Below are 14691 nucleotides of genomic sequence, written 5' to 3'. Positions count from 1 at the left end.
AAAAAATATGGCACTGACTATTCGGTACGCTGTTGAGTTCTCAAGGAGCAGATGCGTTCTGGAACCGCGCCGCGAGACGCCGTATCCAGGCGATTTGCCTCAATCGGTCCGGTTCATCGCGAACCTCCCCTGCGGGGAGGGCGATCCGGCCCGGTGGGCCTCACCTTCCGGCTAGGCCCRCGTCCCGAGTGGAGCCACCCTGTTCGGTGTCTGCCGTGTCTCGCTGACAGACAGAACATTACGGGTGGATGACGGGGGCCGTCAAATCAATCGGGTCCTAGATAGTGTGACCTATGTCACAGCAACGCAGAGAGAGCTTGACGAGGCTGTCTGATATGGGAGGCTTGAGGTTCTGCGCTCGAACAGATGAGCGGATCTGTAGTTGGCGTCCGCGCAGGCCAGCGGCCCGTCGCCCGAAGTGGCCAGGCAAGGCCGAGCGGTGCTCCGGGCCCTCCCCATCGCCGGTCGGCTCCCACCCCACCGCCAGGCAGCGGAGCCCGCGGGTCCCATCGAGGTCCAGATCGCCGGCCACCGTCCGGGCAGTCGCGCATCGCCCCTCGCCGGGATGCTCAGGGCTGGGTCGGCGCTACCGCGGACGGACGGACCGGGCTCTGCTGACCGAGGCTTCGCCCAGCAGCCACAGGCGGTAGGGAAGGTCGGTCCCGACGCGGATACCCACCCGTGGTCCGTGCCCGACCGCAGTGTCGTCGATCGGCGTGCCCCGGTGGATGGATAGCGGCCCCGGGCCCGTCAGATCCGCGCCGGTGTACCCGCCGTCGACGCCGAGAGCCCGCGCGAAGCGGCCCGGACCACTGGCCCACCCGGGCAGCCCGGGGCCGGACGGCGGCGGGCCGTCCACGTTCGGCTCGATCCTGGGAGCCCCGGGGCCGGCCGCACCCGGCAGGTCCACGCGGCCAGCAGACCCCGACCGGGCCGGCGCATCGAGGCCGGTGATGTCCCGCTCCGGCCGGGGCGGGCAGACACTCCCCGCCCGGATCAGAACCGCCGCGGCCGTGCCCTCCGGGCCGCACACGACGTTGAAACACCAGTGCATGCCGTACACGAAGTAGACGTAGGCATGTCCCGGCGGGCCGAACATCACGCGGCTGCGCGGCGTCGGGCCGCGGCGCGCATGCGAGGCCGGGTCGTCGGTCCCGCCGTAGGCCTCCACCTCGGTGACCCGCAACGCGACCGGCCCGTGCCGAACCGTCACCCCGAGAAGATCACGGGCGACGGCCAGCACGGGCCGGTCGTAGAAGTGTCGGTCCAGCAGCCCGCCCGGAGGCGGGGCGGCGGACAGCGGTCCGCCGTGGGTGCCGGGCCCAGCGGCGGGCCCGGCGGGGCCGCTGCCGTCGGCATGCGGCCCCCGAGGATGGTCCGGAGGGGAGGCGCTCAGCTCCCCGCCCATGCCCGGTCCCGGTCCAGCACCGGCCCCAGCGCCTGGATCTGCTCACGGACCCGTTCCGGGGCCGTCCCGCCCGGCGCGGAACGGGCCTCCAGCGCGCCACGCACCGAGAGCACGGTCCGCACGTCCGGCGTGARCAGCGGGCTGATCACGACGAGGTCGTCGTCGGACACCTCGTCGAGGTCCGCCTCGTGCGCCACGCACCAGGCGACCAGCTGGCCGACCGCCTCGTGCGCCTCTCGGAACGCCACCCCGTTGCGGACCAGGTACTCGGCGACGTCGGTGGCGAGGGCGAAGCCGTCTGGCGCGGCTGCCTCCAACCGATCCCGGCGCACCCGCATCGTCGCGACCATCCCGGTCATCGCGGGCAGCACGACCAGGAGGGTGTCGACGGCGTCGAAGACCGGCTCCTTGTCCTCCTGCAGGTCGCGGTCGTACGCCAGCGGCAGGCCCTTGAGTGTCGTCAGCAACCCGGTGAGCGCCCCGATGAGCCGCCCGGACTTGCCCCTGGCCAGTTCCGCGATGTCCGGGTTCTTCTTCTGCGGCATGATCGAGCTGCCGGTGGCGAAGGCGTCGTCGAGCTCGACCCAGCCGAACTCTCGGGTCGTCCACAGGACGATCTCCTCGCCGAGACGGGACAGGTGCACTCCCGCCAGGGCGGCGACGAAGAGGAACTCTGCCGCGAAGTCGCGGTCCGAGACCGCGTCCAGGGAGTTCGCGAACGCCCGGTCGAAGCCGAGCTCAGCGGCCACCCCGGCCGGGTCGAGCGGCAGCGACGAGCCGGCGAGGGCGCCGGCGCCCAGCGCGCTCACCGACGCCCGCCGGTCCCAGTCCCGCAGCCGCTCGGTATCCCGGGCGAAGGCGTGCACGTGGGCCAGGAGCTGGTGGGCGAACGAGATCGGCTGGGCGTGCTGCAGGTGTGTCATGCCCGGTGCCGGGGTGTCGACGTGCTGCTCCGCCAGGACGACAAGCGCGGTCGACAGCTCGGTGAGCCGCGCCGCGACCTGCCGCGCGTGGTCGCGCAGGTACAGCCGCAGGTCGGTGGCGACCTGGTCGTTACGGCTCCGCCCGGCGCGCAGCTTGCCACCGAGCGCGCCGAGCCGTTCCAGCAGACCCCGTTCGAGGGCGGTGTGGACGTCCTCGTCCTCGATGGTCGGCCGGAAGCGGCCCTGGGTGACCGCCTCCGACAGGTCGTCGAGCGCGCCGAGCATGGCGGTGAGCTCGCCCGCGTCAAGCAGCCCGGCGCGGTGCAGCACCCGGGCGTGGGAACGCGAGGCGAGCAGGTCGTACGGGGCCAGCCGCCAGTCGAACTRCACACTGACGGACAGCCGGGCCAGCGCCTCGGCCGGGCCGCCGGCGAACCGGCCACCCCACAGCCGCAACGGCGGCGCCCCGTCGGCGCCGGCGGACCCGATGCCGGAGTCGAGCTCGTCCCGCTCACGGTCCGGCTCCGCGGCCCCGGTGGCACCCGGCGCCGCGGTTGCGCCGGTGGCGCCCGGCTGCTGACCCGCCTCGTCCTGGGCCTGCCTGGAATCCATCTGTACCTGCTCCTTGTCGGACGACGGACGGTCCTCCGCCGCCACCGACCCGGTCGACGTCATGGCTGCAGCCGCTGCTCTCTGGCCGCCCAGACCTTCGTGGGCAGTCCCCACAGCTCGATGAACCCGCGGGCGTCACTCTGGTCGAACTGGTCGCCCGCGTCGTAGGTGGCCAGCGCGTGGTCGTAGAGGCTGCCGGGGCTGCGGCGCCCGACCACCTGCGCGACTCCGCCGGCGAGGCGGATGCGCACGTCGCCGGTGACACCGACGCTGGACGAGTCCTCGAACGCATCCAGGGCCGCCCGCAGCGGGGAGTACCACAGGCCGTCGTAGACGATCTCGGCCCAGCGCTGGTCGACGCCACGCTTGAAGCGGGCGATGTCCCGCTCCAGCGTGAGGTCCTCCAGGTCCCGGTGCGCGGTCAGCAGCGTGATCGCGGCCGGGCACTCGTAGATCTCACGACTCTTGATCCCGACCAGCCGGTCCTCGATCATGTCGATCCGGCCGACGCCCTGAGCCCCGCCCCGCCTGTTGAGCTCGGCGACGAGCTCGACGAGAGACAGCGGGCGCCCGTCGAGGCCGGTCGGGAGGCCGTCGGTGAACGAGATCGTGACCTCGTCCGCGGGGCGCGCCACCGTCGGGTCCGCGGTGTAGACGAAGACGTCCTCCGGCGGCTGCGCCCACGGGTCCTCGAGGATGCCGCACTCGGCGGTGCGGCCCCACAGGTTCTGGTCGATCGAGTAGGGCGACTTCTTGGAGACGTCGATCGGCAGGCCGCGCTCCTCCGCGAAGGCGATCGCCTTGTCCCGGGTCATCCCGGAGTCCCGCACCGGGGCGAGCACGCGCAGGCCGGGGGCCAGCGCCATCACGCCGACCTCGAAGCGGACCTGGTCGTTGCCCTTGCCGGTGCAGCCGTGGGCGATCGCGTCCGCGCCGTGCTGCCGGGCAGCCTCGACGAGATGCTTCACGATGATCGGCCGGGACAGCGAGGAGATGAGCGGGTAGCGGTCCATGTACAGCGCGTTCGACCGGATGGCCGGCGCGACGAAGTCGGCCGCGTACTCCTCCCGGGCGTCGACGACGATGGATTCGACGGCGCCACAGGTGAATGCCCGTTGGCGGATCGCCTCCAGGTCCTCTCCGCCCTGGCCAACGTCGACGGCCAGGGCGATCACCTCGGCGCCCGTCTCGGCTCCGATCCAGCCGATGGCCACGGACGTGTCGAGGCCGCCCGAGTAGGCAAGCACGACGCGTTCGGTCACAGGGTCTCTCCTTAGTTCACGCAGTTCATACGCTCATGTGGTTCATGCCCGCGTTCGGGCTCGGTGCCTCATGCCTGGCCCTCATGGCCAGCCCTCGTCGCCGGCCCCCCGTGACCGGCCTCGTGCCCTCGTGGCCGGACCCCCCGGATCGACCCCCGGGCGCTCAGTGCTCGTCCGCGGCCCCGTCTCCGGTCTCGCCCCTGTCTGCCGCCGTGGTCTCGTCGTCTCCGGCCGGGGGCGAGGTGCCACCGAGACGCCACCGGCCCACCGACGCGGGCAGCGTGGCCGACACGGCGGCCGCCGTGTCCCGGGCCCGGCCGTCGGCCAGCGACAGCAGCCGTCCGGCGAACTGCGGGCCCGCCGACGGGCCGTGCGGGCCGTGCACCGCCCGACAGACGACCAGGATCGTGTCGTCGCCGGCGATCGTCCCCATCACCTCCGGCAGGGCGGCTCGGTCGAGGGCGGAGGCGAACAGCTGGGCGGCCCCCGGCGGGGTGCGCAGCACGACGAGGTCGCCGTTGGCCTCCGCCGAGACCAGGAGCTCCTCGCAGAGTCTGGCCAGTGGGATGCGCACGGTCTCCGCCGGTGCCAGGTTGACGTCCACCGTGTAGATGAGCACGCCTTCGGGCCCACGAACCTTGGTGGCGCCGATGTCCTCCAGATCCCGGGACAGGGTGGCCTGGGTGACCTGCACGCCCTCCGCGGAGAGCAGACGCGCCAGCTCCGCCTGTGAACGTACCGACCCGGCTGCGATCAGCGCCGCGAGACGCGCCTGCCGGGCGTGTTTCGTCAGCGGGGCGGCCGCGCGGATGGTCATCGGGACCCGACACCTGCCGCGGACTCGCCGAGCAGGAACGACAGCAGCGCCTTCTGGGCGTGGAGCCGGTTCTCCGCCTGGTCGAAGACCACCGAACGGGGGCCGTCGAGCACGCCGGCGGAGATCTCGACGTCGCGATGGGCGGGGAGGCAGTGCATGACGATCGCGTCCGGCCGGGCCGCGTCGACGGCCTTCTCGTCGAGGCGGTACGGCTGGAAGACCAGCGCCCGGGTCTCGGACTCGCCGTCCTGGCCCATCGAGGCCCAGACGTCGGTGTAGAGCACGTCGGCGTCGGCGGCAGCCTCGTGCGCGTCGTGCATCACCAGCGCCTCGCCGCCGGTGACCGCGCCGATCTCGTTCGCCTGCCGAACCACCTGGCCGATCGGCTCGTAGCCGGGCGGCGAGGCGACATGGACACGCATGCCGGCGAGGGCACCCGCGAGCATCAGCGAGTGCGCGACGTTGTTGCCGTCGCCGAGATAGGCAAGGGTCAGGCCGGCGAGCCGGCCGCGCAGTTCACGGATGGTCTGCAGATCGGCCAGTGCCTGGCAGGGGTGGGCGTGGTCGGACAGTGCGTTGACGACCGGCACGGTGGCCGCGGCCGCCATCCGCTCGACTCGACTCTGCTCGAAGGTCCGGATCACGATGGCGTCGACATAGCGGCTCAGCACCGCGGCCGTGTCCTCGATCGTCTCCCCGCGCCCCAGCTGGGTCGAGGCGGAGTCGATCACGATCGGGTGGCCRCCAAGCTCGGCGACCGCCACGTCGAACGAAAGCCTGGTCCGGGTGGACGGCTTCTCGAAGATCAGTGCCACCGACCGGCCGTCGAGGGGGCGCGGGCCCGACCCGCGCTGGCGGCGCGTCGCCTTGAGCTGGTCGGCGAGGTCGAGCAGGGCGGCCTGCTCGGACGAGGTCAGGTCCGTGTCGAGCAGGAAGTGTCGAGCCGTCATGCGCTGACCTTAGAGCTTCTGCCCTGCTTACCACCGTCTTCGTCGCCGGCCCGAGCTGCCAGGACCTGCGCGGTGAGACCCGGCAGTGCTGAGACGAAGGCGTCGACGTCCGCGGTGGTGAGCACCAGGGGCGGTGCGAGCCGTACCGAGTCCGCGGAGACCGCGTTCACCAGGAAACCCGCATCGCGTGCAGYAGCCTCCAGCTCGCCGGCGTACGGGCCGCCCAGCTCGATCGCGAGCCACAGCCCGGAGCCGCGGACCCCGGTGACGCCGGGGGCACCGGCGGTGAGGATCCCGTCCCGCAGCGTCCCACCCAGAGCGACCGCGTGGTCGAGCAGGCCCTCGGCGGCGATCGTGTCCAGAACGGCGAGGGCGGCAGCGCACACGACCGGACCGCCCCCGAAGGTGCTGCCGTGGTCGCCGGGGCGTAGCAGGTGACCGGCCGGCCCGATGCCGATGCAGACACCGATCGGCAGCCCGCCACCCAGCCCCTTGGCAAGGGTGATCACATCCGGCACGACACCGGCGGTCTGGTGCGCGAACCAGGCGCCGGTGCGCCCGATGCCGCTCTGGACCTCGTCGAACACCAGCAACGCTCCATGCGCGTCACAGGCGGCACGGGCCGCGGCGAGATATCCGGCCGGTGGCGGGACCACGCCGGCCTCACCCAACGTGGGCTCCAGGAAGACCGCCGCGGTGCGCTCGCTGACCGCCTCGGCCAAAGCCTGTGCATCCCCGTACGGCACGAATCGCACGCCGGGCAGCAGCGGCTCGAAGGGCGCCCGCTTCCCGGCCTGGCCGGTGATCGACAGGGCACCCATGGTCCGGCCGTGGAAGGCACCCTCGGCCGCGATGATCTCGGACCGGCCGGTCCGACGGCTGATCTTGATGGCGGTCTCGTTCGCCTCGGCGCCCGAGTTGCAGRAGAAGGCTCGCCCGTCGACGCCGAGCAGCTCGATCAGCCGCTCGGCCAACAGGACCTGGGGAGTGTTCACGTACAGGTTCGACGTGTGGCCCAGGGTGTCGAGCTGGGCGACGACCGCGGCCCGCACCGCCGGATGACAGTGGCCGAGAACGCTCACCGCGACGCCCGCGATCAGGTCGACGTACTCCCGACCGTCAGCGTCCCACACATGGGCGCCGGCCCCACGGGTCAGCGCGATCGACGGGCGGCCGTAGGTGGCCATGACGACGGCGTCGCGACGGTCGAGCARGTCGGCGTTCACGATTCTCCTCCGATGATGTCCGCCGCTCCCGGGCCGCCGGCGCCTGACGGCTGCCCGGCCGGCCGGTCGGGTCGGATCAGGGTGCCGATGCCCTCGTCGGTGAAGACCTCCAGCAGCACCGCGTGGGGGACCCGCCCGTCGAGCACATGGGCCTGCGGCACGCCGCCCGCGACGGCGCGCAGGCAGGCCTCCATCTTCGGGATCATGCCCGATGAGAGGGACGGCAGGAGCCGCTCCAGCTCGCCGACGGTCAGCTCGCTGATCACTTCGTCGCTCGCCGGCCAGTCCGCGTAGAGACCCTCGACGTCGGTGAGCACGACGAGCTTCGTCGCGCCCAGCGCCAGGGCCAGCACCGCGGCCGCGGTGTCCGCGTTGACGTTGTAGACGCCGCCGTCCAGACCGCGTGCCACCGAGGCGACGACCGGCACCTTGCCCGAGTCGAGCAGGGCGTTCACGGTCTCCGGCTGGACCCTGACCACGTCGCCGACGAGGCCGACGTCCACCTCCTCGCCGTTCACCAGCGCGGGCCGGCGGCGGGCAGTGAACAGGTTCGCGTCCTCACCCGACAGGCCGACAGCGAACGGGCCGTGGTTGTTGATCAACCCGACAACGTCCCGGTTGACCTGGCCGACGAGCACCATCCGGACCACGTCCATGGTCTCCGGCGTGGTCACGCGGAGACCGCCGACGAAGGTCGAGGCGACGCCCAGCCGCTCGAGATGTGCGGTGATCTGAGGGCCGCCGCCGTGCACGACCACGACCCGGATCCCGGCGTAGCGCAGGAAGACGATGTCCGCCGCGAAGGCCTCCCGCAGCTCCGGGCGGGTCATCGCGTTCCCGCCGTACTTGATCACCATGGTCGCGCCGTGGAAGCGGGACAGCCAGGGAAGCGCCTCGATCAGCACGGTCGTCTTGGTCAGGGCGGCGTGCCCGCGGGCCCGCGCCGCCGCACCACGGGTCATCGGGACGGTCCCGGTCGCCGGGGAACCCGCTCCGACAGGGAGGTCCGCGTTCAGCTCGGCGCTCACGTCGAGTACGCCGAGTTCTCGTAGACGTAACCATCCGTGAGGTCGTTCGTCCGGACCGTCAGCTCGGCGTCACCCGCGTGCAGGTCCGCGACGATGCTGATCTCCCGACCGGAGAGGTCGACCAGGTCCCGGGACTCGCCCGGGGCGCCCGCCCGGCACACCTGGACGCCGTTCATGCTGACGTCCAGCTGATCGGGCTCGAAGGCGGCGGCCGTGGTGCCGATCGCCGCGAGGACCCGGCCCCAGTTCGGGTCCTTGCCGTAGAGCGCGCACTTGAGCAGGTTGTTCCGCGCGATCGCACGCCCTACCTCGAGCGCGTCCGGCTCGGAGGCCGCTCCGGTCACTGTGATCGAGATGGTCTTGGTGGAGCCCTCCGCGTCGCCGAGCATCTGGCCGGCCAGGTCGTCGCAGACGGCGGTGACCAGCTCGGTCAGCTCGGCCTCCGGCAGGCTCTGCCCGGATGCGCCCGAGGCGAGCAGCAGCACCGTGTCGTTCGTCGACAGGCAGCCGTCGGAGTCGACGCGCTCGAACGTCGTCCGGCAGGCCTCGCGGAGGACCCGGTCGAGCGTCGCCGCGTCGGCGACGGCGTCGGTGGTGACGACCACGAGCATCGTCGCCAGGGACGGCGCCAGCATCGCCGCGCCCTTGCCCATACCTCCGACCGTGACGACCCCGCCCCCTGAGCTGGTCCGGACGGCCTGTTTGGACACGGTGTCCGTGGTGCGGATCGCCTCGGCCGCGAGGCCCCCGCCCGTGGCGGACAACTCGGCCGCCGCCCGGGTGACCCCGGGGAGCAGCTGGTCCATCGGCAGACGGACGCCGATCAGACCGGTCGAACAGACCGCGACCTCGCCCGCGCCGACACCCAGGGCCGTGGCGACATGCTCGGCGGTGGCGTGGGTGTCGGCGAAGCCGGCCGGACCGGTGCAGGCGTTCGCGCCGCCGGAGTTGAGCACGACCGCCCGCAGGCGCCCGTCGGTCAGCACCTGGCGGGTCCACAGCACGGGCGCGGCCTGGACCCGGTTGCGGGTGAACACTCCCGCGGCGGCAGCGTCGGGACCGTCGTTGACGACGAGCGCGACATCCGGGCGCCCGGACGGCTTCAGCCCGGCTGCGACACCGGCAGCCCGAAAGCCCTGTGCGGCGGTGACACTCATTCCTGGTCTCCTTCCCCGTGCGCCGCCGGCCCGGCTGCCCGGACGGGCGAGGGCGGTGAGGCGGCGCCCGCGGCCACGGCGGTCACGGCGCCACGCCCTGGGCGCTGAGACCGGTGGTCTCCGGCTGGCCGAGCATGAGGTTGGCGCACTGGACCGCCTGGCCGGCGGCCCCCTTGGTGAGGTTGTCGATGGCAGCCACGACGACGACCCGGCCGGCCTCGGCGTCCACCGTCGCCTGCAGGTGCACACAGTTGCTGCCCAGGGTCGACGAGGTGCGTGGCCAGCGGCCGGCGGGCAGTACCCGCACGAACGGCTCGCCGTCGTAGAAGGCGCGCAGGATGCCGGTGATCGTCTCGGCGTCCGCACCGAGCCCGGTCCCCAGGTCGTCGCCGGACACGATCTCGGCGGACGGTCGGGCGGTGCAGGTGGCCAGGATGCCGCGTGGCATAGGCGCCAGCACCGGGGTGAAGGACATCGAGACCGGGGAGCCCGCGTACCGGCTGAGCGTCTGGACGATCTCGGGCCGGTGCTGGTGGCTACCGACCTTGTACGCGGTCAGGTCGCCCATGACCTCGCTGCCGAGGAGGTTGGTCTTCGCCGACCGGCCCGCTCCGGACGTTCCGCTCGCCGCGACGACCACGAGGTCGGACGGGTCGACGGCACCGGCCGCGACGAGCGGCACGAGCGCGAGGCTGACCGCTGTCGGGTAGCAGCCGGGTGCGGCGACCCGGTTGCTGACCCGGATCTCCTCCCGCGCACCGGGTAGCTCCGGCATGCCGTAGGTCCAGGTGCCGGCGTGCTCGCCGCCGTAGGCCCGCTGCCATGCCTGCGGGTCGTGCAGGCGGTGATCGGCGCCGAGGTCGACGACCCGAACCCCGGCCGGCAGAGTCGCCGCGACTGCGGCCGACTGCCCGTGCGGGAGTGCGAGGAACACGATGTCGGCGCTGGTCTGGGCCAGCGCCTCCGTATCGACGAAGACGCGCCCTTCAAGATCGGGGAGGTGGGGATGGACATCCGTCACCGCCGCCCCGGCGGACGTGTTCGCCGCCAGATCACCGATCTCGATACCGGGATGGCCGAGCAGCAGCCGGAGCAGCTCCCCGCCGCCGTACCCGCTAGCGCCCGCCACCGCCGCAGTCACACCCATGACTGAGAATTTATACACACACCCCTATGAAGATTCAAGCCCCTGGTCACGAACCGAGGAAACACCGGGAGCGGCCATGGGCGATCGCGCCACGACGATCGGAGGGCGGCCAGCCCGCACCGGATGCCGGATGACCGACCGGCCGGATGCCGGCCAGCTGCCGTGCGCACGCCGACGGAAGCGCCGGCCGTTACCGACTCGTTACTCCAAAGTAAATGACAGGACGGGAAGCGCCGGGCAGACTCAGATAAACACCACTCCAGGACAACGTCGTCCCGGAGCGGAAACGGGTCGGGGTGGGCGCCTGCGCAGGCACCCACCCCGATCTTCTCCGCCCTGTGCCACCGGCCGTGCCGGGCGGCGGCTCTCTCAGCCGCGCAGCACCGCTCCCGTGCGGCTGGCGGCCTCGGCCACCGCCGCGTCCCGGACCTCGTTGGCCTCCGCAGCCGTCAGCGTGCGGTCCGCAGCACGCAGGCGGAGCCCGAAGGCGAGCGAACGGCGTTCGGGCCCGACCTGGTCGCCCTCGTAGACGTCGAAGAGCGACAGCGACTCCAGCAGCTCCCCGGCACCGGCCCGCAGTGCCCCGGTCACCGCGGCGACGGGCACATCGGTTCCGGTCACCAGGGCGACGTCTCGATCGGCGGGCGGGAAGGTGGAGATCGCCGGAGCGGCCACCGCCGGCCGTTCCAACGCGGCGGCGACAAGCGCGTCGAGGTCGAGTTCCATGGCGCACGACCGGGGTGGCAGCCCGGTGGCGCCGAGGACGCGCGGGTGCAGTTCCCCCGCGTGCCCGACGACCCGGCCGTCGATCGACAGCTCGGCGCAGCGGCCCGGGTGCCAGGGCATCGCACTCCCGGCCCCGACCGTGAGCTCCACGCCGAGCGCGGCCGCGACGCTGTGCGCGCCGGCCAGGGCGTCACTCCAGTCGGCCGCGCGGCCCGGCCCCCACCAGCCGGCAGGTTCACGCCGGCCGGTCAGGACCGTTGCCACCTGCCGCGGCTGGACGGGCAGCGCACCATCCAGCGCGTGGATCTCCGCCTCGCTGGGGCGGCGGTCGACCGGCGGGGTCACCGCCGCGACCGGGACGGTCGCCAGCTCGCGGAAGACGAGCCCGCATTCGAACAGGGCCAGATCCGCCTGGCCGCGCCCGAGGTTGCGACCGGCCGCCGCGATCAGCCCCGACAGCAGGGTGGTGCGCAGGTACGAGGCGTCCTGGGCGATCGGGTTGGCGACCTGGACGGCGGCCCGACGCTCATCGCCCGCGGGCAGGCTCAGCAGGTCGGCGGCATCCTCGGCGACGAACGGCAGCGTCAGTACCTCGACGTAGCCGTCGGCGGCGAGCGCCCGCCCGACCGCGCGCCGCATCCGCTGCGGCTCCGTCAGACCCCGCCCGGCCGGCAGCAGCGGCAGGGTCACCGGGATCGTGTCGTATCCCTCCAGCCGCACCACCTCCTCGACGAGGTCCGCGGGACGCGCCAGGTCCGGCCGCCAGGACGGCACCGTGACCAGCACCGTCCCCGGCGCACCGGGATGCCTCGACCCGCCGGCGGGGCCGGACGGCTCCGGATCCGACGAGTCGGCGAGGCCGGGCGCGTCGACGACGGAGGCTCCCACGTCGGCGAGCCGACGCCGGATCACCTCAACCGGGTAGGGACGTCCCGCGAGCCGCTCGGGCTCGCCCAGCGGGAACAGGACTGTCACCGGCGGCGGCCGGTGATCGATGTCGGTGGCCCCGGGCTCGGCAGCGGCCCGCGCCAGTTCGACCAGCAGGTCGACGGCCCGCTGGGCGGCGACCGGCGCGAGCGCCGGATCAACTCCCCGCTCGAAGCGCCGGGACGCCTCGGAGCTCAGCCGGTGCCGGCGTGCGGTCCGGGCGACCGTGACCGGGTCGAAGTGGGCCGACTCCAGCACGATGTCGGTGGTCGCCGCGGAGATCTCCGTCGCGGCGCCGCCCATCACCCCGGCCAGCGCGACCGGGCCGGAGTCGTCGGCGATGACCAGGTCCTCGGGGTCGAGAACACGGTCCACCCCGTCGAGGGTGACCAGACGCTCCCCCGCCCGGGCTCGCCGCACGACGATGGTGCCGGACAGCTTCGCCCGGTCGAAGGCGTGCAGCGGCTGCCCCAGGCCCACCATCACGATGTTGGTCACGTCGACCGGCACGGAGATCGGGCGCATCCCGGCCAGCGATAGGCGGCGGCCCCAGCTCAGCGGCGTCCGGGCCGTCAGGTCGACGCCGCTGACGGCCCGCGCGACGTACCGGTCGCAGGCGGCGGTGTCCTCCACCCGCACCGGGTAGCCGGCGCCGGCCGGCGGGGTGTCCCCCAGGCCGGGGTCGTCGAAGGACAGCCCGAAGGCGGTCGCCGCCTCGCGGGCGATGCCCCGCACGGACAGGCCGTAGCCGCGGTCCGGGGTGACGGCGATGTCGAGCACCTCGTCACCGATATCCAGCAGCTCGTTGACGTCCGCCCCGATCGGGATGTCCGGCGGCAGCACGAGGATGCCGCCGTGGTCGTCGCCCAGCCCGAGCTCACGCGCCGAACAGATCATCCCCTCGCTGAGGTGACCGTACGTCCTGCGTGCGGTGATCTCGAACCCGCCCGGTAGCACGGCACCGGGCAGCGCCACCGGCACCCTGTCGCCAACCTCGAAGTTGAACGCGCCGCAGATGACCCCACGGACCCCGGGCACCGCCGCGCCACCGCCGGCGGGGTCGTCGAGCTCGGCGACCCGGACCTGGCACCAGCGGACGTCCTTCTTCTTCGTCTTGACGATCTCGATGGCCACGACCTCACCGACCACCACGCCCGCCAGATCCGAGCCGACGGTCTCCAGGCCCTCGACCTCGAAACCGGCCCGGATCAGCGCCTCGGCGACAGCCTTCGCCGGCGGCAGCGGCCCGACGACCTCACGCAGCCACGACATCACGATGCGCACGGGTCAGCCCTCGCTTCCGAACGGCAGGCCGAACCGGACATCGCCGTCGACGAAGTCCCGGATCTCCCGCACGTCATGCCTGGTCATCGCGGCACGTTCCAGGCCCATCCCGAAGGCGAAGCCGCTGTAGCGGTCGGGGTCGACCCCGCAGGCCCGCAGCACGTTCGGATCGACCATGCCGCAGCCGCCGGCCTCGATCCAGCCCTCGTCGGAGCAGACCCGGCAGGGCTGGCGGCCGGCGTCACCATGGCAGGCGAAGCACTGGACGTCGAGCTCCGCGGACGGCTCGGTGAAGGGGAAGAACGACGGCCGCAGCCGGGTCGACAGGCCCGAGCCGAAGAGCGCCTGGGCGAACACCTCCAGGGTGCCGCGCAGGTCGGCCATGGTGATGCCCTCGTCGACGGCCAGGCACTCGAGCTGCCCGAACACCGGGGAGTGCGTCGCGTCGATCGTGTCGTTGCGGTAGGTACGCCCGGGGCAGACCACGTACACCGGCAGCGGACGTGCCAGCAGCGAGCGGATCTGGACCGGGGAGGTGTGCGTGCGCAGCAGGCGACCCGACCCCTCCGGCGCGACGTACAGCGTGTCGTGCTCGCTGCGGGCGGGATGGTCCGGCGCCATGTTGAGCGCCTCGAAGTTGAACCAGTCGTGCTCGACCTCAGGGCCTTCGGCGACCTCGTAGCCCATGGCCACGAAGACGTCGGTGAGCCGGTCGGAGAGCAGCGTCAGCGGGTGGCGCGCGCCGCGGCGGCGCCGGTCCACGGGCAGTGTGACGTCCACCCGCTCGGCGATCAGGATCTCGGCGTCGCGACGCTCGGTGAGCTCCGCGAGCCGGGCCTCGTAGGCCGCGCGAACCGTGCCGGTCGCGGCGTTGTGCGCCCGGCCGGCCTGCGCGCGGTGCTCGCGCGGGAGCGAACCCAGCTCGCGGCGGGCAAGCGCCAGCGGTGCGGACTGGCCGTCCACGTTCGCGGTGCGCACCACGGCCAGCGCGTCCAGGCTGTCCGCCGCGGCGATCGCGGCGAGCGCCGCGGCCACGTCACGGTCCAGCCGGTCCGGTTCCAGGGCACCGAGATCCACGGGATCAGCGGTCTCGTTGGGGGCGGGCACGATGATCATCCTCATCGGTGGGTGGGCGGGCCGGTGTGGCCCACCCGAACGGTTGGGTCGGTTCTCCCGGGGCGCCCGCCGGTGATGCGTCGCGTGGTCTCAGCCGCACGTGGCCTC

Annotated in this window: 11 protein-coding genes; all 11 read right to left on the bottom strand. The window is 72.9% G+C overall.

What is annotated here, in order from left to right:
• Nucleotides 1-586: 586 nt before the first annotated feature.
• The 11 genes from CC117_RS08970 to pheS all read right to left on the bottom strand — a co-directional run bounded on the left by CC117_RS08970 (nt 587) and on the right by pheS (nt 14583).
• On the bottom strand, nt 587-1408 hold the full coding sequence (locus CC117_RS08970) for a DNA-3-methyladenine glycosylase (protein WP_084131778.1): 822 nt from the start codon (nt 1406-1408) through the stop codon (nt 587-589).
• A complete protein-coding gene (argH, locus tag CC117_RS08965) occupies nt 1393-2943 on the bottom strand; it encodes an argininosuccinate lyase (protein ID WP_116287742.1) in 1551 nt (516 codons plus the stop codon). The genes CC117_RS08970 and argH overlap by 16 nt, the downstream gene beginning before the upstream one ends.
• Nucleotides 2944-3002: 59 nt before the next feature.
• Nucleotides 3003-4205, bottom strand: a complete 1203-nt coding sequence (locus tag CC117_RS08960) for an argininosuccinate synthase (RefSeq protein ID WP_071083268.1) — start codon at nt 4203-4205, stop codon at nt 3003-3005.
• 163 nt (nt 4206-4368) lie between these two features.
• A complete protein-coding gene (gene argR / locus CC117_RS08955; RefSeq protein ID WP_071083267.1) occupies nt 4369-5022 on the bottom strand; it encodes an arginine repressor in 654 nt (217 codons plus the stop codon).
• The gene (gene argF, locus CC117_RS08950) at nt 5019-5972 is read right to left on the bottom strand and encodes an ornithine carbamoyltransferase (RefSeq protein ID WP_071083266.1); all 954 of its coding nucleotides are present in this window, start codon (nt 5970-5972) and stop codon (nt 5019-5021) included. The genes argR and argF overlap by 4 nt, the downstream gene beginning before the upstream one ends.
• Nucleotides 5969-7198 carry an acetylornithine transaminase gene (locus tag CC117_RS08945; RefSeq protein WP_071083265.1) on the bottom strand — a complete coding sequence of 410 codons (1230 nt, stop codon included), beginning with the start codon at nt 7196-7198 and terminating at the stop codon, nt 5969-5971. The genes argF and CC117_RS08945 overlap by 4 nt, the downstream gene beginning before the upstream one ends.
• Nucleotides 7195-8160 (bottom strand): acetylglutamate kinase, encoded by a 966-nt coding sequence (argB, locus tag CC117_RS08940; RefSeq protein ID WP_071083299.1) that lies wholly within the window; start codon nt 8158-8160, stop codon nt 7195-7197. Before argB ends, CC117_RS08945 begins: the two co-directional genes overlap by 4 nt.
• Before the next feature lie 62 nt (nt 8161-8222).
• On the bottom strand, nt 8223-9383 hold the full coding sequence (gene argJ, locus CC117_RS08935) for a bifunctional glutamate N-acetyltransferase/amino-acid acetyltransferase ArgJ (protein ID WP_071083264.1): 1161 nt from the start codon (nt 9381-9383) through the stop codon (nt 8223-8225).
• Nucleotides 9384-9465: 82 nt separating this feature from the next.
• Nucleotides 9466-10530, bottom strand: coding sequence for an N-acetyl-gamma-glutamyl-phosphate reductase (gene argC, locus CC117_RS08930; RefSeq protein ID WP_071083263.1), 1065 nt, complete (start codon nt 10528-10530; stop codon nt 9466-9468).
• Nucleotides 10531-10899: 369 nt separating this feature from the next.
• Nucleotides 10900-13467, bottom strand: a complete 2568-nt coding sequence (locus tag CC117_RS08925) for a phenylalanine--tRNA ligase subunit beta (RefSeq protein ID WP_071083262.1) — start codon at nt 13465-13467, stop codon at nt 10900-10902.
• Nucleotides 13468-13470: 3 nt separating this feature from the next.
• The gene (pheS, locus tag CC117_RS08920; RefSeq protein ID WP_321572593.1) at nt 13471-14583 is read right to left on the bottom strand and encodes a phenylalanine--tRNA ligase subunit alpha; all 1113 of its coding nucleotides are present in this window, start codon (nt 14581-14583) and stop codon (nt 13471-13473) included.
• Nucleotides 14584-14691: the final 108 nt, after the last annotated feature.

The organism is Parafrankia colletiae, assembly GCF_001854655.1.
Classification (GTDB): Bacteria; Actinomycetota; Actinomycetes; order Frankiales; family Frankiaceae; genus Parafrankia; species Parafrankia colletiae.
The sequence above is the reverse complement of the archived record's forward strand: the minus strand, read 5'-3'. Positions and strand labels throughout refer to the sequence as shown.

Coding starts and splice junctions, on each gene's coding strand:
- CC117_RS08970 (WP_084131778.1), bottom strand. CDS start 1,408: ATGGGCGGGGAGCTGAGCGCCTCCCCTCCGGACCATCCTCGGGGGCCG.
- argR (WP_071083267.1), bottom strand. CDS start 5,022: ATGACCATCCGCGCGGCCGCCCCGCTGACGAAACACGCCCGGCAGGCG.
- argB (WP_071083299.1), bottom strand. CDS start 8,160: ATGACCCGTGGTGCGGCGGCGCGGGCCCGCGGGCACGCCGCCCTGACC.
- argJ (WP_071083264.1), bottom strand. CDS start 9,383: ATGAGTGTCACCGCCGCACAGGGCTTTCGGGCTGCCGGTGTCGCAGCC.
- argC (WP_071083263.1), bottom strand. CDS start 10,530: ATGGGTGTGACTGCGGCGGTGGCGGGCGCTAGCGGGTACGGCGGCGGG.
- pheS (WP_321572593.1), bottom strand. CDS start 14,583: ATGATCATCGTGCCCGCCCCCAACGAGACCGCTGATCCCGTGGATCTC.